General features: G+C 63.0%; 18 protein-coding genes. 6 read left to right on the top strand and 12 right to left on the bottom strand.

All coding sequences use genetic code 11. The annotated features are described in order from the left end of the window. Positions 1–66: 66 nt before the first annotated feature. The 8 genes from aruF to acs all read right to left on the bottom strand — a co-directional run bounded on the left by aruF (position 67) and on the right by acs (position 9,427). A complete protein-coding gene (gene aruF / locus ACLEJP_RS17915; RefSeq protein WP_225778726.1) occupies positions 67–1,086 on the bottom strand; it encodes an arginine/ornithine succinyltransferase subunit alpha in 1,020 nt (339 codons plus the stop codon). Positions 1,087–1,218: 132 nt separating this feature from the next. Next, complete coding sequence (locus tag ACLEJP_RS17920) at positions 1,219–2,439, bottom strand: aspartate aminotransferase family protein (protein ID WP_225778727.1); 1,221 nt, start codon at positions 2,437–2,439, stop codon at positions 1,219–1,221. Between the two features lie 309 nt (positions 2,440–2,748). After that, entirely contained in the window at positions 2,749–3,729 is a 981-nt protein-coding gene (argR, locus tag ACLEJP_RS17925) for a transcriptional regulator ArgR (protein WP_440808474.1), read from the bottom strand. Positions 3,730–3,827: 98 nt separating this feature from the next. Continuing rightward, positions 3,828–4,592 (bottom strand): ABC transporter ATP-binding protein, encoded by a 765-nt coding sequence (locus ACLEJP_RS17930; protein WP_225778729.1) that lies wholly within the window; start codon positions 4,590–4,592, stop codon positions 3,828–3,830. Positions 4,593–4,614: 22 nt separating this feature from the next. Then, entirely contained in the window at positions 4,615–5,313 is a 699-nt protein-coding gene (locus ACLEJP_RS17935) for an ABC transporter permease (RefSeq protein WP_225778730.1), read from the bottom strand. Continuing rightward, complete coding sequence (locus ACLEJP_RS17940) at positions 5,310–5,999, bottom strand: ABC transporter permease (protein ID WP_012273568.1); 690 nt, start codon at positions 5,997–5,999, stop codon at positions 5,310–5,312. The genes ACLEJP_RS17935 and ACLEJP_RS17940 overlap by 4 nt, the downstream gene beginning before the upstream one ends. Before the next feature lie 88 nt (positions 6,000–6,087). Further along, positions 6,088–6,873, bottom strand: coding sequence for an ABC transporter substrate-binding protein (locus tag ACLEJP_RS17945; protein WP_170031228.1), 786 nt, complete (start codon positions 6,871–6,873; stop codon positions 6,088–6,090). A gap of 592 nt (positions 6,874–7,465) precedes the next feature. Next, complete coding sequence (gene acs, locus ACLEJP_RS17950; RefSeq protein ID WP_186676385.1) at positions 7,466–9,427, bottom strand: acetate--CoA ligase; 1,962 nt, start codon at positions 9,425–9,427, stop codon at positions 7,466–7,468. Between the two features lie 395 nt (positions 9,428–9,822). Here acs and ACLEJP_RS17955 point away from each other — a divergent pair, with 395 nt between their 5' ends. Continuing rightward, positions 9,823–10,077, top strand: a complete 255-nt coding sequence (locus ACLEJP_RS17955; protein ID WP_225778731.1) for a DUF2790 domain-containing protein — start codon at positions 9,823–9,825, stop codon at positions 10,075–10,077. Positions 10,078–10,188: 111 nt separating this feature from the next. On the opposite strand, the gene ACLEJP_RS17960 is transcribed toward ACLEJP_RS17955, so the two are convergent. Then, entirely contained in the window at positions 10,189–11,748 is a 1,560-nt protein-coding gene (locus tag ACLEJP_RS17960; protein ID WP_170031234.1) for a sigma-54-dependent transcriptional regulator, read from the bottom strand. A 256-nt stretch (positions 11,749–12,004) separates the two neighbouring features. Between ACLEJP_RS17960 and phhA the strand changes: the two genes are divergently transcribed. The 4 genes from phhA to ACLEJP_RS17980 all read left to right on the top strand — a co-directional run bounded on the left by phhA (position 12,005) and on the right by ACLEJP_RS17980 (position 14,887). After that, positions 12,005–12,793 (top strand): phenylalanine 4-monooxygenase, encoded by a 789-nt coding sequence (gene phhA / locus ACLEJP_RS17965; RefSeq protein ID WP_440808480.1) that lies wholly within the window; start codon positions 12,005–12,007, stop codon positions 12,791–12,793. A 39-nt stretch (positions 12,794–12,832) separates the two neighbouring features. Further along, positions 12,833–13,189 carry a 4a-hydroxytetrahydrobiopterin dehydratase gene (locus ACLEJP_RS17970; RefSeq protein ID WP_003254532.1) on the top strand — a complete coding sequence of 119 codons (357 nt, stop codon included), beginning with the start codon at positions 12,833–12,835 and terminating at the stop codon, positions 13,187–13,189. Between the two features lie 291 nt (positions 13,190–13,480). After that, positions 13,481–13,609, top strand: coding sequence for a hypothetical protein (locus tag ACLEJP_RS17975; RefSeq protein WP_263975009.1), 129 nt, complete (start codon positions 13,481–13,483; stop codon positions 13,607–13,609). A gap of 90 nt (positions 13,610–13,699) precedes the next feature. Continuing rightward, entirely contained in the window at positions 13,700–14,887 is a 1,188-nt protein-coding gene (locus ACLEJP_RS17980) for an MFS transporter (RefSeq protein ID WP_440808481.1), read from the top strand. Between the two features lie 38 nt (positions 14,888–14,925). Here ACLEJP_RS17980 and ydiJ read toward each other — a convergent pair whose 3' ends face one another. Beyond that, complete coding sequence (gene ydiJ, locus ACLEJP_RS17985) at positions 14,926–17,946, bottom strand: D-2-hydroxyglutarate dehydrogenase YdiJ (RefSeq protein WP_440808484.1); 3,021 nt, start codon at positions 17,944–17,946, stop codon at positions 14,926–14,928. A 152-nt stretch (positions 17,947–18,098) separates the two neighbouring features. On the opposite strand from ydiJ, the gene ACLEJP_RS17990 reads away from it, so the two are divergent. Next, positions 18,099–18,983 carry a LysR substrate-binding domain-containing protein gene (locus ACLEJP_RS17990; RefSeq protein ID WP_440808487.1) on the top strand — a complete coding sequence of 295 codons (885 nt, stop codon included), beginning with the start codon at positions 18,099–18,101 and terminating at the stop codon, positions 18,981–18,983. A 98-nt stretch (positions 18,984–19,081) separates the two neighbouring features. Here the strand turns inward: ACLEJP_RS17990 and ACLEJP_RS17995 are convergent, their stop codons facing one another. Then, entirely contained in the window at positions 19,082–20,500 is a 1,419-nt protein-coding gene (locus ACLEJP_RS17995; protein WP_289130984.1) for an amino acid permease, read from the bottom strand. Between the two features lie 644 nt (positions 20,501–21,144). Next, positions 21,145–22,212 (bottom strand): 23S rRNA pseudouridine(2605) synthase RluB, encoded by a 1,068-nt coding sequence (gene rluB / locus ACLEJP_RS18000; RefSeq protein ID WP_440808489.1) that lies wholly within the window; start codon positions 22,210–22,212, stop codon positions 21,145–21,147. Positions 22,213–22,424: the final 212 nt, after the last annotated feature.

The following is a 22,424-nucleotide window of genomic DNA, read 5'->3' on the forward strand; positions in this document are numbered from 1 at the left end:
TGCGACGGCGGCGGCCGGCGCGAAACTCTGCTAACGCATCAATCCGCAAACGTCTGTTGCCAGACCTCAGACCGCAACCAGACGCACGCTGGCCCCCTCGCCCACCCCCAGCGCATCGGCGGCTGCCAGGCTCAGGCTGACCGGCTTGCCGGGCACCCAGTCCAGGTCCAGCAGCACCGCGCGGTAGTCCTGCAGCAGGCCGTTGCACACCAGGTACGGGCGCCCGCCCTTGACCGGGGCGTCCTCGAGCTTCACCGGCACCACGCGGCTCTGGGCGATCGAACGGATGCCCGAAGTACGCGCATGCAGGGTCGGGCCGCCATCGAAGATGTCGATGTAGTGCTCGGTTTCGAAGCCTTCGCGCATGAGGATGTCGAAGGTGATCTGTGCCCGCGGATGCACCTGGCCCATCGCTTCCTGCGCCAGGTCAGGCAGCAGCGGCACGTAGATCGGGTAGTGCGGCATCAGCTCGGCGAGGAAGGTACGGCTCTTCAGGCCGCACAGGCGCTCGGCGTCGGCGTAGTTGAGGTCGAAGAAATTGCGACCGATGGCATCCCAGAACGGCGATTCACCCTGCTCGTCGCTGTAGCCGACGATCTCGGTCACCACCGAATCGGCGAAACGCTCAGGGTGCGACGCCATGAACAACAGGCGACCACGCGAATTGAGCTCGGCCCAACCACTGTTCACCAGCTCCGGCAGGACATAGAAGCTGGTCAGCAGGCTGTTGCCGGTCAGGTCATGGCACAACGACAGCACGTGGATCTTGTTGTGGATCTTCAGCTCGCGCGAAGCGTGCACGAAGGTTTCGTTACGAAAGCTGTAGAACGGCTCGGAGTAGCCGGCCGAAGCGACGATCGCCGAGCAGCCTGCCAGCTTGCCGGTTTCGCTGTCTTCAAGGACGAAGAAGTAGCTTTCTTCACCGTTGAAGCTGACCTCGGCGGCGAAGGAAGTCTCGGAAGCGGCGATCTTGTCGCCCAGGCGAGCAGTGTCGTCCGGCAGCGAGGTGACACCAATGGGGCTGTCTGCAGCCATGCGCTGCACTTCGTTCAGATCAGCCATTTGCGCGGGGCGCATCACCAGCATGGTGTCACTCCTTTGGAATACGGGCCGCTCATGGCGGCACGAAAAAACGGCAGGTGCACCGGCACCTGCACGGGAATCGGGTACCGCCGGCCCGGCTCAGTCATCGTTGCCGGCGATAGGACCTCAGGCTGCTCAGCCCTGGGTCAGGGTGGCCACGGCGCGCTCGAAGCGATCCAGGCCTTCATCGATGTCGGCGTCTTCAACCACCAGGCTTGGGGCAAAGCGGACCACATCCGGGCCAGCCTGCAGCACCATTACGCCTTCCTTCTCGGCGGCGTTGAGCACGTCCTTGGCCTTGCCTTTCCAGGCATCAGCCAGCACACAGCCCAGCAGCAGGCCAACGCCACGCACCTGGGTGAACAGCTGGTACTTCTGGCCGATCTGTTCCAGGCGCACCTTGAAGCGCTCGTGCTTGGCCTTGATGCCAGCCAGGGTTGCCGGGGTGTTGACCACGTCCAGCACCGCGCAGGCCACCGCGCAACCCAGCGGGTTGCCGCCGTAGGTGGTGCCGTGGGTGCCGACGGCCAGGTGCTTGGCCAGCTCGGTGGTGGTCAGCATGGCGCCGATCGGGAAGCCACCGCCCAGGCTCTTGGCGCTGGTCAGAATGTCCGGGGTCACACCGTAGTGCTGGTAGGCATACAGCGAACCGGTACGGCCCACGCCAGTCTGCACTTCGTCGAAGATCAGCAGGGCGTTGTGCTCGTCGCACAGTTTGCGTGCGCCTTCCAGGTAGGCCTTGTCGGCCGGCACCACGCCGCTCTCGCCCTGGATCGGCTCGATCACCACGGCGCAGGTCTTGTCGGAGATCTGTGCCTTCAGTGCTTCCAGGTCGTTGTAGGGCACATGGCTGATACCGGTGATCTTCGGGCCGAAGCCGTCGGAATACTTCGGCTGGCCGCCGACGCTGACGGTAAACAGGGTACGGCCGTGGAAGCTGTTCACGGTGGCAATGATTTCGTGCTTTTCCGGGCCGAAGCGGTCATGGGCAACGCGCCGGGCCAGTTTGAAGGCGGCCTCGTTGGATTCGGCGCCGGAGTTGCAGAAGAATGCACGGTCGGCAAAGGTGGCATCCACCAGCTTGTGGGCCAGGCGCAGGGCCGGCTCGTTGGTGAATACGTTGGATACGTGCCAGAGGGTGTTGGCCTGCTCGGTCAGGGCCTTGACCAGTGCCGGGTGGCAGTGGCCCAGGGCGTTGACCGCGATGCCACCGGCAAAGTCGATCAGCTCGCGACCCGACTGATCCCAGACACGGGAACCCTCGCCTCGCACAGGAATGAAGGCCGCCGGGGAATAGTTGGGGACCATGACCTGGTCGAAATCGGCACGTTGCACCGGGGCTTGCTCAACGGACATCTGAGTCTCCTGATGAGGAACGCTGGCCTGGAAGTGGCGAGCGATGGGGGGATTGTAAGGACTGATCCGCGCCTGTCCTTGCGGCCAAGCGACAACTTGTTACAGCGCAAAACCCTGTTTGCACAAGGTTTTCGGCAATGCGACAAACACTGTCGCAATCGCGCAGTGTACGGCAGAGAGGGGGCTGGGTGAACGGGTGTTCACAGGCGATTCGGGGCGGCAGCGGGCGCAAGGCGTTGTGGTTGTGCCGTGGCGGAAATCGAGCGCCACCATCACCCCCAAGGCATGCACCCCGCCCCCACCGAAACCTCAGCCCTTCTCAGCCGGCGCCGAACTCAACTCGAACGGGCTGCTGTTACGCCGCTGGTTTCGGTCTTCGCGCGGGGTTGCCCCGAAGAAATTGCGATACGCACTGGAAAAATGCGGCCCGGAAGAAAAACCGCAGGACAGGCCGATCTGAATGATCGACTTGCTGGTCTGCATCAGCATCTGCCGCGCCTTGTTCAGCCGCAGCTCCAGGTAATACTGGCTCGGTACACGATTGAGGTACTGCTTGAAGATGCGCTCCAGCTGCCGCCGCGACACGCACACATGCTGGGCAATTTCGTCAGTGGTCAGCGGCTCTTCGATATTCGCTTCCATCAGCAGCACCGCCTGGGTCAGCTTGGGGTGGCTGGAGCCCAGGCGATTCTGCAACGGAATGCGCTGGCGCTCTCCACCCTCGCGGATACGCTCGACCACCAGTTCCTCCGACACCGCCCCGGCCAGCTCCGCACCGTGATCACGGGCCAGCACCGCCAACAGCAGGTCGGTCACCGCCATGCCCCCACACGCGGTCAGGCGATCACGGTCCCAGTCGAACAGGTGGCTGGTGGCGATGACCTTGGGGAAGCGCTCGGCAAAATCATCCTGCCAACGCCAATGCACCGCCGCCCGGTAACCATCGAGCAGGCCCAGCATCGCCAGGGGATAGACCCCGGCCGACAGGCCGCCGATCATGCAGCCGCTGCGCGCCAGTTGCTTGAGCGCCGTCACCAAGGGGCCTGCCATCGCCGCCGGAGGCTCGTCAGCCACCAGGAACAGCTTCTGGCAACCGTCAAGACGGCCGTTCCACGGCTCGCCCGGCAGGCGCCAACTGCCTTCCTGCGCCGGTTCCGCCTGCAGGAACAGCAGCTCGTAGACCACTTCCGGGTGCACCCGCTGCGCCACCTGCAACACCTCCTCGGCCAGCGCCAGGGTCAAGGGCCTGGTATTGGGCCAGATGAGAAAACCGATTCGCTGGGTGGTCATAGGGTGCGGTCCGAAACCTGAGGTCGTTCGAGTCTGTGCGCCGGGTCAGGCTGCGCTCGCCGCGCAGCATGCCCTATTATGGTGCAAAAGTGCAGCTTTTACTTCAGGCTGCCGGAGAGGAACTGCTTGAGCCGCTCCGACTGCGGATTGGCCAGCACCTGGCGCGGGCAGCCGGTTTCCTCGACCAGACCCTTGTGCAGGAACACCAGCTGGTTCGATACCTCGCGGGCGAAGCCCATTTCATGGGTTACCACCACCATGGTCCGGCCTTCCTGGGCCAGCGCCTGCATGACCTTGAGCACATCGCCGACCAGCTCCGGGTCGAGTGCCGACGTCGGCTCATCGAACAGCATCACTTCCGGCTCCATCGCCAGCGCCCGGGCAATGGCCACACGCTGCTGCTCGCCGCCGGACATGTGCCCGGGGAAGGCGTCCTTGCGGTGCGCGACACCGACCTTGGCCAGGTAGTGCTCGGCCTTTTCCAGGGCTTCCTTGCGGTTTACCCCCAGCACGTGCACCGGCGCTTCGATGATGTTCTCCAGCGCGGTCATGTGCGACCACAGGTTGAAATGCTGGAACACCATCGACAGGCGCGAGCGCATGCGCTGCAACTGACGCGGGTCGGCGGCCTTGAGCGCACCGTCCTTGCCCGGTACCAGCTTGAGTTCTTCGCTGTTGAGCAGGATCTTGCCGGCGTGCGGCTGCTCGAGCAGGTTGATGCAGCGCAGGAAGGTCGACTTGCCCGAACCGCTGGAGCCGATGATGCTGATGACATCGCCTGCCTTGGCCGACAGGGACACGCCCTTGAGCACTTCATGGCTGCCGTAGCGCTTGTGCAGGTCTTGGACTTCGAGTTTGTACATGCTGTCGATTCTCACAAAGCGGTCAGTGCTTGCGCGGCGCCAGGTAGCCGAGCCAGCGGCGTTCGGCCATCTTGAACAGGCGCACCAGGATGAAGGTCAGGCACAGATAGAACACGCCCGCCGTGATATAGGCCTCGAAAGGCAGGTAGTACTGGGCATTGACCGTGCGCGCAGCACCGGTGATGTCGATCAGGGTAACGATCGACGCCAGGCTGGTGGTCTGCAGCATCATGATCACTTCGTTGCTGTACTGCGGCAGCGCCCGGCGCAGGGCCGACGGCAGCAGGATGCGCCGGTACATCTTCATGCGCGACATGCCCATGGCCTTGGCCGCCTCGATCTCGCCATGCGGCGTGGCCTTGAGGCTGCCGGCGATGATTTCGGCAGTGTAGGCGCTGGTGTTGATGCCGAACGCCAGGCAGGCACAGAAGGTGGCGCTGGACAACAGCGGCCACAGGACGCTTTCGCGCACCACCTCGAACTGCGCCAGGCCGTAGTAGATCAGGAACAGCTGCACCAGCATCGGCGTGCCGCGGATCACATAGGTGTAGAGCCAGGCAACCAGGTTGACTGCCGGCTGCCGGGACACCCGCATCAGGCCCAGCGGAATGGCCGCCAGCAGGCCGAAGAACAGCGAAATGGCCAGCAGCTTGAGCGTGGTCAGCAGGCCGCCGAAGTACATCGGCAGCGCCTCCCAGACGACGTTGTAGTCGAAGATCATAGTTCAGCCACCTTGACGCCCACCGAATAGCGGCGCTCTAGATACTTCAGGGCCAGCAGCGAGACACTGGTCAGCACCAGGTACAGGGCCGCCACCGCGAGGAAGAAGGTGAAAGGCTCGCGGGTGGCATCGGCCGCCTGCTTGGCCTTGAACATCATGTCCTGCAGGCCGACCACCGAGATCAGCGCGGTGGCCTTGGTCAGCACCAGCCAGTTGTTGGTGAAACCTGGAATAGCCAGGCGAATCATCTGAGGCACCTGGATGCGGAAGAACACCTGGCGATTGCTCATGCCATAGGCCACGCCCGCTTCGGCCTGCCCTTTGGGAATACCGAGGAACGCGCCACGGAAGGTTTCCGACAGGTACGCACCGAAGATGAAGCCCAGGGTACCGATACCCGCGATCAGCGGATTCAGGTCGATGTAGTCTTCATAGCCGAGCAGCGGCGCCACCCGGTTGATGATGTCCTGCCCGCCGTAGAAGATCAGCAGGATCAGGACCAGGTCCGGAATGCCACGGATCACCGTGGAGTAGAGATCGCCCAGCCAGGCCAGCCAGCGCACCGGCGACAAGCGCAGCGCCACACCGATCAGGCCGAGCACGATGGCCAGGGCCATCGACGACAGGGCGAGCTGCAGCGTCAGCCACGCCCCGTCGAGGATGACTGCCCCGTAGCCTTTCAACATGATGAGGTCCTCGACCTAGAGAATGAAAAATGGTGCAAACCTCAGAGTTTCTGCTGTTTGCACCATTGCACAGGTGAAACCCGACGTCTTAGTTCGAGTCTGGACCGTAGATATCGAAGTTGAAGTACTTCTTCTCGATTTCTTTGTACTTGCCATTGGCGCGGATGGCGTCGATCGCCGCGTTGATGCGGTCAGCGTTGGCCTTGTCACCCTTGCGTACGGCGATGCCGACGCCGTCACCGAAATACTTCACGTCGGTGAACGATGGGCCGACGAAGGCGAAGCCCTTGCCGGCGTCGGTCTTCAGGAAACCGTCTTCCAGCAGGGTGGCGTCAGCCACGGTACCGTCCAGGCGGCCGGCAGCCACGTCCAGGTAGATTTCGTTCTGGGTACCGTAAGGAACCACGGTGGCACCTTTGGGAGCCAGCACTTCCTTGGCGAAGCGGTCGTGGATCGAACCGCGCTGCACGCCGATCTTCTTGCCCTTGAGTTCATCCAGGCTGTCGCTGACGGTGGTGCCTTCCTTCATGACCAGGCGCGCCGGGGTCAGGTAGTAGCGCTTGGTGAAGTCGACCGACTTCTTGCGGTCTTCGGTGATCGACATGGACGACAGGATGGCGTCGATCTTGCGCACTTTCAGCGCCGGGATCAGGCCGTCGAATTCCTGCTCGACCCAGGTGCACTTGGCTTTCATCTCTTCGCACAGCGCGTTGCCGATGTCGTAGTCGAAACCGGCGATGCTGCCATCAGGTTGCTTGAAGGCAAACGGTGGGTAGGCGGCTTCGATGCCGATTTTCAACGGTTTTTCATCGGCCTGCGACACCAGGGAAAACACGGACAGCGCCAGGGCGCCAAGCAGTGCGAGCTTCTTCATCAGGTAACTCCATCGGTACGGGGCAATACAAGGCAGGTAACGGCTGCCCGATATGCGAATGGGTACAACGCGAGCCGCGCAGGGTATCGACCAAGGTCGCAGACCACGAGCGTGTGAGTGGCATTCTAGCGACAGCCCGGTAGTCGATATTTCTTCAAAGCGACAACTACTTACAGAAGCGCCTGAAACCGCTGCGGGCGATGTTGACAGCCAGTGCAAAATATGCAAAAGCGCAAGAAATAGAACCTATAGACCTAGCAATTCCCGGGCCTATTATTGGCAAAGCCTTGTAGGACGGCAAGTGTAGCGTGCTGCGCTGGAAAAAATGCTGGCGAAATGCACCGAAACGAAGCGGAATTGTTTCCTGGCGCCCCGATGCCGTGCGCCAACGGTGACAGAACAGTTACCGATGAATGTCGGGTAACAGTAAAGCAAAAACCCCGCCGGTTGCCCGGGCGGGGTTTTTAATGGCTACACCGACCTGTGTGGGAGCGGGCGCGCCCGCGAACACCGGCGTAGCCGGTGCCATCCACCGCGTCGCCTGCTTCGCGGGCATGCCCGCTCCCACAGGGGATCGTGTGCGACTCGGCTATCAGGCCGAAGCCAGGCTCATCGCCTTGTGGGTATCGATCAGATGCTGCACCACCCCTGGGTCGGCCAGGGTCGAGATGTCACCCAGCGCGCCGTATTCGCCCGTGGCAATCTTGCGCAGGATGCGGCGCATGATTTTGCCCGAACGGGTCTTCGGCAGCCCCGGCGCCCACTGGATCACATCCGGCGAGGCGATCGGGCCGATTTCCTTGCGCACCCAGTTCTTCAGCTCCAGGCGCAACTGCTCGCTGGGCTCGATGCCAGCATTGAGCGTGACATACACGTAGATGCCCTGCCCCTTGATGTCGTGCGGCACGCCCACCACCGCCGCCTCGGCCACTTTCGAATGGGCCACCATGGCGCTTTCGATCTCGGCAGTGCCCATGCGGTGGCCGGACACGTTGAGCACGTCATCCACGCGGCCGGTGATCCAGTAATAGCCATCTTCGTCGCGACGCGCGCCGTCGCCGGTGAAGTACATGCCACGGAAGGTCTTGAAGTAGGTGTCGACGAAACGGTCGTGGTCGCCGTACAGCGAGCGCGACTGGCCCGGCCAGGAATCGAGGATCACCAGGTTACCTTCGGCGGCACCCTCGATCAGGTTGCCCAGGTTGTCCACCAAGGCTGGCACCACGCCGAAGAACGGACGGGTTGCCGAACCCGGCTTGAGGCCGGTAGCACCTGGCAGCGGGCTGATCAGGATGCCGCCGGTCTCGGTCTGCCACCAGGTATCGACGATCGGGCAACGCTCCTTGCCCACCGCCTTGTAGTACCAGTTCCAGGCTTCCGGGTTGATCGGCTCGCCCACCGAACCCAGCAGACGCAGGCTGGAGCCGTCGGCCCCGGCCACCGCAGCCTCGCCTTCGGCCATCATCGCGCGGATGGCAGTTGGCGCGGTGTACAGGATATTGACCTTGTGCTTGTCGATGATCTTCGACACGCGGGTGATGTCCGGGTAGTTCGGCACGCCCTCGAACAGCAGCGTGGTGGCACCGTTGGCCAGCGGGCCGTAGACGATGTAGCTGTGGCCGGTGACCCAACCCACGTCGGCAGTGCACCAGTAGACCTCGCCCGGGCGGTAGTCGAACACACGCTCATGGGTCAGCGCGGCATAGACCAGGTAACCACCGGTGGTGTGCAGCACGCCCTTCGGCTTGCCGGTGGAGCCGGAGGTGTAAAGGATGAACAGCGCTTCCTCGGCGCCCATCTCTTTCGGCGCGCAGTGGCTGGAAGCCACTTTCATCAGGTCTTCGTACCAGATGTCGCGATGCTGATGCCAGGCAATGTCGCCACCGGTGCGCTTGCACACGATGATCTTCTGCACGCTGTTGGTTTCCGGGTTGGTCAGCGCCAGGTCGACGTTGGCCTTGAGCGGGGTACGGCGGCCGCCGCGCACGCCTTCGTCGGCGGTGATGACCACCTTGGACTTGCAGTCGATGATCCGCCCGGCCAGCGCTTCCGGCGAGAAGCCACCGAACACCACCGAGTGGATCGCACCGATACGGGCGCAGGCCAGCATGGCGACCACAGCTTCCGGGATCATCGGCATATAGATGGTGACCACGTCACCGCGGTGCACATCCTGGCCCCGCAGGGCGTTGGCAAACTTGCAGACCTGCTCGTGCAATTCGCGGTAGGTGATGTTGCGGTGCTCGGAAGGATCGTCGCCTTCCCAGATGATGGCCAGCTGGTCACCGCGCTCTTCGAGGTGGCGATCCAGGCAGTTGGAGGAAACGTTCAGAGTGCCATCGGCGAACCACTTGATGTCGACATGATGGTCGTCGAAGGAGGTCTGCTTGACCTTGGTGAACGGCTTGATCCAGTCGATACGCTGGGCCTGCTCGCGCCAGAAGCCGTCCGGGTTGATCACCGACTGCTGGTACATGGCCTTGTAGGTGGCCTCGTCTGTCAGGGTGGTAGCCGCAACCTCGGGACGAACGGGATACAGTGGAGCCGCACTCATCTGTGTTACCTCGGTGTAATAGTTGTTTTTGTATGGAACCGTTTGTAACTGTACCAGAGCGACAAAAGCCATTCGACGTTGGTAGTAATTTGGTACGTCCGTTCAGGACGGCCGCTCTAGCATGCGCTTTACAGCCGTGACGAAGCGACAATTGGAGCGCTGCCCAGACGATTGTTACAGATTCTGTCAAAACACTTTATCAAAAGCCCCACTGTTTCAGCCTTGGCGACAACCCTAAAATTCATTTCGCCAACAACGGCAAGGCGATTAACAACTGGTAACAGCCCCCACGAAGGCAAGCGTTAATCCCCGTCTTATCGATAGTTGAACCAGCAATACTCGCGGCGCCATAAGCGTCGCGTGCCCCCTCACGACCTTAGACAGGTAAATGGAAAATGAAAGCTTTACTGGTATTGGTACTTGGCAGTCTTTGCGGCGCGGCGATGGCCGGCGAAGCGAAAGAGGCCGAGCAGATTCCGGTTGAACAGTACAACTATTCGCAGCACCTGGACATTGCCCGCGTCATTTCCATGAGCGAAGTGCCCAATGTGTGCGAAGTCGTGCCAGCCCGCATGACCTATGAAGACTCCAAGGGCCAGAAGCACATTCTCGAATACCGGGTGATGGGGAACGGCTGTTCGAACGGCTGATACCTTGTGAATTGGGGGCCCTGCGGCCCCCTTCGCGACACGCGGCCGCGCCTACAGGTACTGCGCAATGTTTGAAGCCTGCGCAGCAGTCCCGGCCTTTATGAAGCCTGATTAATCTGCAGACTTGCCAAGCGAGTAATCCCGCAACTTGTTGGCAATTGTCGTATGCGAAACACCCAGTCTTTTACCTAAAGCCCGACTGCTCGGAAACTCCCCCATCAAACTTTCCAATACCGCTTTCTCAAAGCGCCCGACAATTTGCGAAAGATCCCCGTCCAGCGAAAATTCACCCAACGGTTGCCGCGCGCCATAATCCGGCAAGCGGATATGTTCACTCTTGACCACGCCGCCGTCGCATAACGAAACGGCCTGGAACAATACATTTTCCAGTTGCCTTACATTGCCCGGCCAATGGTATTGGGCAAGTTTGTCCATCGCCGCCGGCGCCAGGCGTGGCATGGCACAACCAATCTGCCGGCTGGCCTGGTCGAGAAAGTGCTGCACCAGGCCTTCCAGGCCATCCATGCATTCGCGCAAGGGCGGAATGTGCAGCGACAACACATTGAGCCGGTGATACAGGTCCTGACGAAACTCGCCACGCGCGCACAGTTCGGACAAATCCACCTGGGTCGCGCATATCACCCGCACGTCCAGGTACACCTCTTCATCGCTGCCTACGCGGCGGAAGCAGCCGTCTTGCAGAAAGCGCAGCAGCTTCACCTGCAGGCGCGGGCTCATCTCCCCTACCCCGTCAAGGAACAGCGTGCCACCGGCAGTCAGTTCCAGCAGCCCCAGCTTGCCCTCGGCCCGCGCCCCTTCGAAGGCCCCTGGGCCATAACCGAACAACTCGGTCTCGGCCATCGACTCGGGTAACCCGGCGCAGTTCAGCGCCATCAGCGGCGACTGGCCACGCGGGCTGGCCAGGTGGCAGGCACGCGCCAGCAACTCCTTGCCGGTGCCCGTTTCCCCCTCGATCAGCAACGGCGCATCAAGCGGTGCCATGCGCCGCGCCTCGCGGACCACCGCCGCCATGACCCGTGAGCTCTGGAAGATGCTGTCGAAACCGCGCAGCTCCTGCTTGCGCACGTTGTAGATACGCTCGCCAATGCGGTCGGCGCGGTGCAGGGTCAGCACTGCACCGGCCAGTGCCTCGCTGTCGTCGTGCTCGGACTGCAGCGGCGCGATATCGGCCAGGAATACGTCCCCCTTGACCTTGATACGCAGGCCGTTGATGCGCGACTTGTTGGCGCGCACCAGCTCCGGCAGGTCGAAGTCTTCGACGTAGCGCGCCAGCGGCATGCCCGGCACCTCGTCTACCCGCACTCCCAGCAACTGGGCTGCCGCGCGGTTGGCGGCGACGATACTGCCGCCCATGTCGATCGACAGCACCGGGAAGTCCAGCGCGCCCAGCAGCGCATTCAGCTCCATGTGGCGACGTTCGCTGGGCATCAGCCCCACGCGCTTGACGCCAAACACCCCGGCGATGGCCTCGAACTTGGGCCGCAGCGCCTGGAACTGCAAATTGATCAGGTTCGGGCAATGCAGGTAGATGGCGTTGCCATGGTCACCGCCCACCTCGCCGCGCAGCACGTTGATGCCGTATTCCACCAACAGGTTGAGGATGTCGCGCAGGATGCCAATACGGTTCTGGCAATGCACTTTGATACGCATGAGGGCTCTCGAAGCGCTGGGTTTTTTCAACGCAGCGCAGAAAAGTCGTAAAGATAAGCTGACAAAAACCGCCTGGACATCAGCCAGATGCCTCGGATTTTCCGACACCTGCTGGGTTTTGTAAAATATTCGTTACGAAAACACTGACAACCGCCCATCCCGCCCATCTCCCACCCCCGTGCAAAGCAGCCGGCGACGGGATATTCCTTAGGCATGTCCTGCACATAACAAGAAAAGCCCTCACCAGGAGAGCCACATGAAACAGACGCAATACGTGGCACGCGAGCCCGATGCGCATGGTTTTATCGACTACCCGCAGCAAGAGCATGCGGTCTGGAATACCTTGATCACCCGCCAGCTGAAAGTGATCGAAGGCCGCGCCTGCCAGGAATACCTGGACGGCATCGACCAGCTCAAGCTGCCGCATGACCGAATTCCGCAACTGGGCGAAATCAACAAGGTGCTGGGCGCCACCACGGGGTGGCAGGTTGCCCGGGTGCCGGCGCTGATCCCCTTCCAGACCTTCTTCGAGCTGCTGGCCAGCAAGCGCTTCCCGGTCGCCACGTTCATCCGCACCCCGGAAGAACTGGACTACCTGCAGGAACCCGACATCTTCCACGAGATCTTCGGCCACTGCCCGCTGCTGACCAACCCGTGGTTCGCCGAATTCACCCATACCTACGGCAAGCTCGGCCTGGCCGCGACCAAGGAACAGCGCGTCTACCTGGCGCGCCTGTACTGGATGACCATCGAATTCGGCCTCATCGAAACCGCCCAAGGCCGCAAGATCTATGGCGGCGGCATCCTCTCGTCGCCGAAGGAAACCGTCTACAGTCTGTCTGGCGAGCCAGAGCACCAGGCCTTCGACCCGATCGAAGCCATGCGCACCCCGTACCGTATCGACATCCTGCAGCCGCTGTATTTCGTGCTACCGAACATGAAGCGCCTGTTCGACCTGGCCCACGAAGACATCATGGGCATGGTTCACCAGGCCATGCAGCTGGGCCTGCACGCACCGAAGTTTCCACCCAAGGTCGCCGCCTGAGCGACCTTGCCGATAACAACTCGAACCGGAAAACACCACATGAATGCCTTGAACCAAGCCCATTGCGAAGCCTGCCGCGCCGACGCGCCGAAAGTCACCGACGAAGAGTTGGCCGAGCTGATCCGCGAGATCCCGGACTGGAACATCGAAGTACGCGATGGCCACATGGAGCTGGAGCGCGTCTTCCTGTTCAAGAACTTCAAGCACGCCTTGGCATTCACCAATGCCGTGGGCGAAATCGCCGAAGCCGAAGGCCACCACCCGGGCCTGCTGACCGAGTGGGGCAAGGTCACCGTGACCTGGTGGAGCCACTCGATCAAAGGCCTGCACCGCAACGACTTCATCATGTGCGCGCGCACTGACAAGGTGGCGGAGACGGCTGAAGGCCGCAAGTAACCGCTTGGGAATTGGGGCCGCTTCGCGCCCCTTCGCGGGCGTGCCCGCTCCCACAGGGACCGCGTAAATCCTTGCTTTTCGCGCTCCCTGTGGGAGCGGGCACGCCCGCGAAGGGGCGCGAAGCGGCCCCAGTTTTTGCAGGAAAAATGTCCGCTGTTCGCCCGCAAAACCGACAAACGATCGGCAAAAAAACCAAACTGTCATCCAGACTTGTGTATCCTGCCCCAGCTTTGCGAAGCTTCAAACGCGCCTGGCGCAGTCTTTTCACTCACACTTGCGAGGAACGACGAGATGCATGAAATCCCGAATCTTCCCTTCCCAAGCCTGAACCCAGAAGAGCCAACCGTAACCGTTCACGCCGAGCCGGCTGCTGCCGCCGAGCAGGATGGTGACGATCAATCCAGCGCTGACCAGGACTAACCGCGCAACCCCGACTGTGTGAAAACGGCTGACCTGCGGGCTACCCCCGTCATCACGTTTTCACACCGTCCAGAACCCACGTAGGCCCCCATGCCCGACTCACCGCGCCCCCTTGCGGTCACCCTGCAAGTCGTCTCCATCGTCCTCTTCACTTTCATCGGCTATTTGAACATCGGCATCCCCCTGGCCGTGCTGCCTGGCTATGTGCACAACGACCTGGGCTTCGGCGCGGTGGTCGCGGGCCTGGTGATCAGCGTGCAATACCTGGCTACCCTGCTCAGCCGCCCCACGGCCAGCCGCATCATCGACAACCACGGCAGCAAGAAGGCGGTCCTGTATGGCCTGGCCGGGTGTGGCCTCAGCGGGGTGTTCATGCTGGCCTGCGCCTTTCTTACCCACCTGCCCTGGCTGAGCCTGGCCAGCCTGCTGGCCGGCCGCCTGGTGCTGGGCAGCGCCGAAAGCCTGGTGGGGTCGGGTTCGATCGGCTGGGGTATCGGCCGGGTCGGCGCCGAACACACCGCCAAGGTCATCTCCTGGAACGGCATCGCCAGCTACGGCGCGCTGGCCATCGGCGCCCCGCTGGGGGTGCTGATGGTCAAGGTCCTGGGGCTGTGGAGCATGGGCGCGAGTATCATCCTGTTGTGTGCGCTCGGCCTGCTGCTGGCCTGGCCCCGGCAGGCGGCGCCGATCGTCAGCGGCGTGCGCCTGCCGTTCCTGCGCGTGCTGGGCAAAGTGTTCCCGCACGGTTCGGGGCTGGCCCTGGGCTCGATCGGCTTCGGCACCATCGCCACCTTCATCACCCTGTACTACGCCAGCCGCGGCTGGGCCAATGCGGCGCTGACCCTGAGCCTGTTCGGCGCCAGCTTCATCAGCGCACGGCTGCTGTTCGGCAACCTGATCAACCGGATTGGCGGGTTCCGCGTGGCGATCGCCTGCCTGTCGGTGGAAACGCTTGGGCTGCTGATGCTGTGGCTGGCACCGAGTGCCGAACTGGCGCTGGCAGGCGCCGCACTGAGCGGGTTCGGCTTCTCGCTGGTGTTCCCGGCGCTGGGTGTGGAGGCAGTGAACCAGGTATCGGCGGCCAACCGCGGGGCTGCGGTCGGGGCCTATTCGCTGTTCATCGACTTGTCGCTAGGGGTGACCGGGCCGCTGGTGGGCGCGGTGGCGGCGGGGTTCGGCTTTGCTTCGATGTTTCTGTTTGCAGCCGCAGCGGCGGCTTGCGGGTTGGTGTTGAGCCTGTACCTGTACCGGCAGGTGCGTCAGAAGCAGTATCGCTAACAGCCGGGGGCGCGCCAGGCGCCCCGAAGCCCTGAAACCTAGCGCTGCGCGTATTGCAACACCACCTCCAGCGGGTGGCGCATCTGCCGCTCGGTCATGCGCTTGACCTGGCTACGGCAGGAATACCCTGTCGCCAGCGGCTCGCCTTCCTTGTCCAGCTTGGTCGCCCAGCTCTGTTCGAAGATGGTCCGCGAGGTGTCCTGGTTACGCGCCTCGTGGCCATAGGTTCCGGACATCCCGCAGCAACCCGTGGCCTCGGTCACCAGCTTCAGCCCCAGGCGGGCGAATACCTGCTCCCATTGCCGGGTGCTGGCCGGCACGTTGGTCTTCTCGGTGCAGTGCGCCATCAGGCGGAAGCTGGCCGACGCAGTCGGCGCCTGCTCCGGCAGCACATCCATCAACCACTCCTGCGGCAACAGGACTTTCGGGCAACCGTCCAGCCCCGGGACTTTCTGGTACTCCTGGCGGTACACCAGGGTCATCGCCGGGTCCAGGCCCACCAGCGGCACGCCGCAGTCAGCCAGGGCCTTGAGCTGGGTGGCGTTGCGGATCGCCGCCTTGGCGAACGCGCCGAGGAAGCCCTGCACGTGCAGCGGCTTGCCGTTGGCGCTGTACGGGGCCAGGAACACGCGGTGGCCCAGGCGGTGCGCCAGGTCGATGAAGGCCGACAGCAGTGGCGTCTCGAAGTAGCGGGTGAAGGCGTCCTGCACCAGCACGATGCTGCGTTCACGCTGGGCCGGGGTCAGCTCACGCAGCGCCGGCACACTGGCCACGCCGACACGGCAGCGAGTCAGGGTGGCCTGGAAGTTGAAGCGGCTGATCAACGGGCTGTCGACCATACCGATCCGGTCAGCCAGCAGCTTGCTCACCCACTTCGAGCCCATCAGCGCGTTGTACAACCCCGGCGCGTGGGCCAGGTACGGGATGGTGAACTCCAGCGAACCGATCAGGTAGTCACGCAGCGGGCGCTGGTAGCGGCCGTGGTACAGCTCGAGGAAGCGCGAGCGGAAGTCCGGCACGTTGACCTTGATCGGGCACTGCCCGGCGCACGACTTGCACGCCAGGCAGCCGGCCATGGCGTCGTACACCTCATGCGAGAAATCTGCCTGCCCCTGGCTGCGTGCGCGGTTGTTGCGCAGGCGTGCGGGCAGGCCCTTGAGCCAGGACACTCGGTTACGCGCCGCAGCCAGCACATCGATGTTCGCCTCGCCCTGCAGGCGCAGCCACTCACGCATCAGCGAGGCGCGGCCCTTGGGTGAATGCTGGCGTTCGCGGGTGGCCTTCCACGACGGGCACATGGCGTCGTTGGGGTCGTAGTTGTAGCAGGCGCCGTTGCCGTTGCAGTGCACGGCGCTGCCGAAGTCCTGCCACACGCGCTCGTCGATGGTGCGGTCGAGGTCGCCGCGCAGGGTCACGCCATCGACCTTGGTCAGGCCCTCGGCGCTGTCCGGCGGGGTGCAGATCTTGCCGGGGTTGAGCTGGTTGTGCGGGTCGAAGGCGCCTTTCAGGCGCTGCAGCGCCGGATACAGCTCGCCGAAGTACTCCGGCACGTACTCCGAACGCAAGCCCTTGCCATGCTCGCCCCACAGCAGGCCGCCGTAGCTGCGGGTCAACGCCGCCACGGCATCGGAGATCGGCTTGACCAGCGCCGCCTGGGCCGGGTCCTTCATGTCCAGCGCCGGGCGCACGTGCAACACACCGGCGTCGACGTGGCCGAACATGCCATAGGCCAGGCCGTAGCCATCGAGCAGCGCGCGGAACTCGGCGATGTAGTCGGCCAGTTGTTCTGGCGGTACCGCAGTATCCTCGACGAACGGCTGCGGGCGGACTTCGCCTTCGACGTTGCCCAGCAAACCCACCGAACGCTTACGCATGGTATAGACGCGGGTCACCGCCTCGGCGCCCTCGGCCAGGGTGTGGCCCAGGCGCTCGACACTGGTGTCGCTCTGCAGGTGCTGGATGAACGCCTGCACCCTGGCATTGACCTCGGCAGGTTCGTCGCCACAGAACTCCACCAGATTGATGCCCAAGGTCGGGCGCTCGGGGTCGGCCGGGAAGTATTCGGCGACGCTGTGCCAGACGATGTCCTTCATCGCCAGCATCAGCACCTTGGAGTCGACGGTCTCGATCGACAGCGGCTTGTGCGCCATCAGCGCGTTGGCGTCGCGCAGGGCATCCATGAAGCTGCTGTAACGCACGTTGACCAGCACGGCGTACTTGGGGATCGGCAGCACATTGAGCTTGGCTTCGACCACATAGCCCAATGAACCTTCGGCACCGCACAGCACGCTGTTGAGGTTGAAACGGCCCTGCTCGTCGCGCAGGTGCGCCAGGTCGTAGCCGGTCAGGCAGCGGTTGAGCCTGGGGAACGTGGTTGCGATCAGGTCCGCCTGGGTTTCCTGGATCTCCCGTGCCATGCGGTACACCTCGCCGGCCCGGCCGGGTGCGGCACACGCCTGCTCCAGCGTGGCATCGTCGATCGGCAGGCTGTGCAGGCGCTCACCACCAAGCAGCACGCTGTGCAGCTCCAGGACGTGGTCGCGGGTCTTGCCATAGGTGCAACTGCCCTGGCCGCTGGCATCGGTGTTGATCATGCCGCCGACGGTGGCACGGTTGGAGGTGGACAGCTCGGGGGCGAAGAACAGGCCGTACGGCTTGAGCGCGGCGTTGAGCTGGTCCTTGACCGTACCGGCCTGTACCCGTACCCAGCGCTCCTCGACGTTGATTTCGAGAATCTTGTTCATGTGCCGCGACAGGTCGACGACGATACCGTCGGTCAGCGACTGGCCATTGGTGCCAGTACCGCCGCCGCGCGGGGTCAGCTTGACCTGGCGGAAACGCGGCTCGCCCATCAGCGTGGCGACCCGCACCACGTCGTCGGCGTCCAGCGGGAACACCGCCGCCTGCGGCAAGCGCTGGTAGATCGAGTTGTCGGTGGCCAGCACCGTGCGGGTCGCGTAGTCGGCACTGATCTGGCCGCGGAAGCCGCTGTTGCGCAGGGCTTCGAGGAACTCGGGGTAGTTGGCGCTCGGCGCAACGGTCGACAGCTGGGCGATCATCGAAGGATGGCCTCTTGATAGGGGCTAATTCACGGGATTCCTGTCGTTCCGGCATGAGTGAAAGCATGCGGGGATGACGTATAGGCCAATGTTCCTGTAGTTTCGCCTCAGGGGCAAACGGATAATCCTGCCGCTATCGATGACTTCCATGAATGAATTACCGCCACCTGACCCCCTCCATGTCGCTGCTGCTGGCCTTCGAGGCTGCCGCCCGACATGAAAGCTATACCCGCGCCGCCGCTGAACTGTCGCTGACCCAGAGCGCAGTCAGCCGCCAGGTACAGGCACTGGAACAGCAGCTGGGGCTGACCCTGTTCCGCCGCGAAGGGCGCCAGGTGCAACTCACCGATGTCGGGCGCCTGTACCAGCGCGAACTCAGCGAGGCCCTGGGGCGCATCCGCAGTGCCACCCTGCAGGCATTGGCCTACCAGTCAGGCGTCGGCACCTTGCGCCTGGCCACCCTGCCCACCTTCGGCTCGAAGTGGCTGCTGCCACGGCTGCACGCGTTCTACAGCGCCCACCCGGGCATGCTGGTGCACATTCATTCACGCATCGAAGCCATCAATTTCGACACCAGCGAGATCGATGCCGCCATCGGCGTGGCCAGCCACGACTTGCCGGGGCTGGTCTGCCATCGCCTGCATGCCGAACAACTGGTGGTGATCCTGCCGCCGGAAGCTGGCGTGGATAGCCAGGGCTGGAGCCCGGCCCGGATCAGTGAAGAGGTGCTGCTGAACGTGGCCAACAACCCGCATGCCTGGGGCGAGTGGTTCTCGCACCATGGCCTGGCGCACCGGGCGATGCGCCTGGGGCCGAGCTTCGAGCTGACCTCGCACCTGATCCAGGCGGTACGGGCCGGTATCGGCATCGGCCTGGTGCCGCGCATCCTGGTGGAAGAGGAGCTGGCCAAGGGCGAGCTGTACAGCCCCGGCGAAGCGTTTGCCAGCCAGCGCAGTTATTACCTGATCTACCCGCCGAGGAACGAAGCGTTGCCATCGTTGCGAGCATTCAGAAGCTGGTTGCTCGAACAGATCTGACTGCTGCGGGCCGGCTTGCCGGCGACAAGACCGCGACAGACAAGAAAAAACCCGAAGCCAGTGACCTGACTTCGGGTTTTCGGCTACTACAGGGCGCCTTACTTGGCCATGCCAGTAGCCGCTACACCGGTATTCATCCTGCGACGCGGCTTGACCATGTAGATCACGAACATCGCAAACAGCCAGATCGGGATCGCATACACCGACACGCGGATCTCCGGGATCATCAGCATGATGCCCAGGATCAGCACCACGAACGCCAGGCACAGGTAGTTGCCATAGGGGTACCACAAGGCCTTGAACAGCGGCTTCTGGCCGGTGCGGTCGAGGTGCTGGCGGAACTTCAGGTGCGAGTAGCTGATCATCGCCCAGTTGATCACCAGGGTGGCCACCACCAGCGACATCAGCAGCTCCAGGGCGTTCTGCGGCATCAGGTAGTTGAGCAGCACGGCAACGAAGGTCACCCCAGCCGATGCCAGGATCGAACGCACAGGCACGCCACGCTTGTCGACCTGGGCCAGCGATGCCGGGGCATCGCCCTGCTCGGCCATGCCCAGCAGCATGCGGGCGTTGCAGTAGGTGCCGCTGTTGTACACCGACAATGCCGCAGTCAGGACCACAAAGTTCAGCAAGTGCGCTGCCACGTCACTGCCCAGCAGCGAGAACACCTGCACGAACGGGCTGCTGCCATAGCTGCCACCCGAGGCAGCGATGCTGGCGACCAGGTTGTCCCACGGGGTCAGCGACAGCAGGACCACCAGGGCGCCCACATAGAAGATCAGGATGCGGTAGATGACCTGGTTGATCGCCTTGGGGATCACGGTCTTCGGCTTGTCGGCCTCGGCCGCGGTGAAACCGAGCATCTCCAGGCCACCGAAGGAGAACATGATGAACGCCAGGGCCATCACCAGGCCGCTGACACCGTTCGGGAAGAAGCCACCATGCGACCACAGGTTGGCCACGGTCGCCTCGGGGCCGCCGCTGCCGCTGGTCAGCAGGTAGGCACCCAGGCCGATCATGCTGACGATCGCCACCACCTTGATGATGGCGAACCAGAATTCGGCTTCACCGAAGAACTTCACGTTCATCAGGTTGATGGCGTTGATCAGCACGAAGAACGCCGCCGCCGTGACCCAGGTCGGGATCTCCGGCCACCAGTAGTGGACATATTTGCCGACTGCCGACAGCTCCGACATGCCCACCAGGATGTACAGCACCCAGCAGTTCCAGCCCGACAGGAAGCCGGCGAAACCGCCCCAGTAGGTATGGGCGAAGTGGCTGAACGAGCCGGCCACCGGCTCTTCGACGATCATCTCACCGAGCTGGCGCATGATCATGAAGGCGATGAAGCCGCAGATGGCGTAGCCCAGGATCATCGACGGGCCGGCGGATTTCATCACCCCCGCCGAACCGAGGAACAGGCCGGTACCGATCGCACCACCCAGGGCAATCAGCTGGATGTGGCGGTTCTTCAGGCCCCGCTTGAGCTCGCCTGAATGCATGTTTTGTCCACTCATGAACGAAGTCACCTGCATTGTTTTTATCTGTGACGGAATCGGACCCACCGCGCTCGTGGCGCAGCGGAATGGGCAAGGTGGTTACCTTGGGTTTCCTGAACGCAGCTGCCGCCGGGGCGGGTCAACCAGGGGTGATCAGGAGTGCGCGGTACGCAAAGGAGTCACAGGTAAAACGCGGCGCACTGTATACCCCTGCAAACGCGCAGGCGTCAACGCACTGCATCGTTTCCCTGGGAAAAAACGCAGCGATCCTGTGGTGTGGGCCTGCAAAGGCGGAGTGATCGGCGTACATGGCGCCTCCATTTGTTGTTTTGTCAGCCTGGCGCTGTGGACAGGCTTTTGCACACGGCAATGGCGGCTATAACACCGTGGGGCGGGGGTTTGGGCAAGGGTGGCTGGCGCCTGGGGGCAGGCTCGGGCACAGCGGCGACGGCAAGCAATGTTTACAGGGCCGTGGAAAATCTGAAATCAGGGCTGAATTCGGCAGTATCTGTATAGATTTTTTTACAAGGCGGTTCGAGAACTTGCCAGTCGTCCGAAAAATTCTTTTCGTTCAATATCTTGGGGGCCGCTGCGCAGCCGCAAAATCCCGCAGGCAAAAAAAACCAGCCCGAAGGCTGGTTTCTCATCACGGCAAAAGCCGATCAACCACGTGGTTTGCCACGACCACGGCCTGCCGGCTTGTCAGCGTCAGGCTTGCCCGGACGCTTGCGCATCTCGCTCGGGCGTTCGGCAACGGTGCTGCCACGGCTGCCCTTGCGTGGGGCCTCTTCACGCGGCTGGCGCGCCGGGCGTTCATCGCCAGCGCCGCCTTCGTGGGCCGGGCGCAGGCTGCGCACACGCTCGCCACGGCCCAACGGGCGGGTCGACTTGCGCTGCAGGCGCTCCAGCTTGTCCTTGGCCTTGAGCTTCATGGCAGGCAGCGCTACTGGCTGCAGGCCCACCTCAGCGGCAAGGATGTCGATTTCACCCTGGGTCATTTCACGCCAGCGGCCCATCGGCAGGTCGGAATTGAGGAACACCGGGCCGAAACGCACGCGCTTCAGGCGGCTGACCACCATGCCCTGGGATTCCCACAGGCGACGCACCTCGCGGTTACGGCCTTCCATCACCACGCAGTGGTACCAGTGGTTGAAACCTTCGCCACCCGGCGCCTTCTGGATGTCGGTGAACTTGGCCGGGCCGTCTTCCAGCATCACGCCAGCCTTCAAGCGCTCGATCATCTCGTCATCGACTTCGCCGCGCACACGTACTGCGTACTCACGGTCCATCTCGTAGGACGGGTGCATCAGGCGGTTGGCCAGCTCACCATCGGTGGTGAACAGCAGCAGGCCGGTGGTGTTGATGTCGAGGCGGCCGATGTTGATCCAGCGGCCTTCTTTCGGCCGTGGCAGGCGATCGAATACGGTCGGGCGGCCTTCCGGGTCGTCACGGGTACAGATCTCGCCGTCGGGCTTGTTGTACATGATCACCCGGCGGGTGGCCTCGGCGGCCTCTTCGCGCTTGATCAGCTTGCCATCCACGGCGATGGCATCGTGCAGGTCGACGCGCTGGCCAAGGGTGGCCTCGACGCCATTGACCTTGATACGGCCCTGGCTGATCCAGGCCTCGACATCACGCCGCGAGCCAACGCCGATACGCGCCAGCACTTTCTGCAGCTTTTCGCCGGACGGAGGGGTGGTTTGGCTATCTTGCAGGTCTTGCTCACTCATCTGGGCACCTCCCGGTGTAGGAATGAAAACGGGTTTTGGCAACGAGCGCGCCAAAAGGCCGCGCATCATACGCGGTTCGGCGGCGGAACGCACTGGAGGGTAGAGGGTTTTGTGGGCTTTGCCAGGGGTTTCTGCCTAATGGTGATGCGTTGCCTGTACCGGGCCTTTCTCTGTGGTTTTGTGGGGAAAGGGAGGTACCGGCAAAAAAAAAA

It is taken from the genome of Pseudomonas sp. SMV7, assembly GCF_052041995.1.
Classification (GTDB): domain Bacteria; phylum Pseudomonadota; class Gammaproteobacteria; order Pseudomonadales; family Pseudomonadaceae; genus Aquipseudomonas.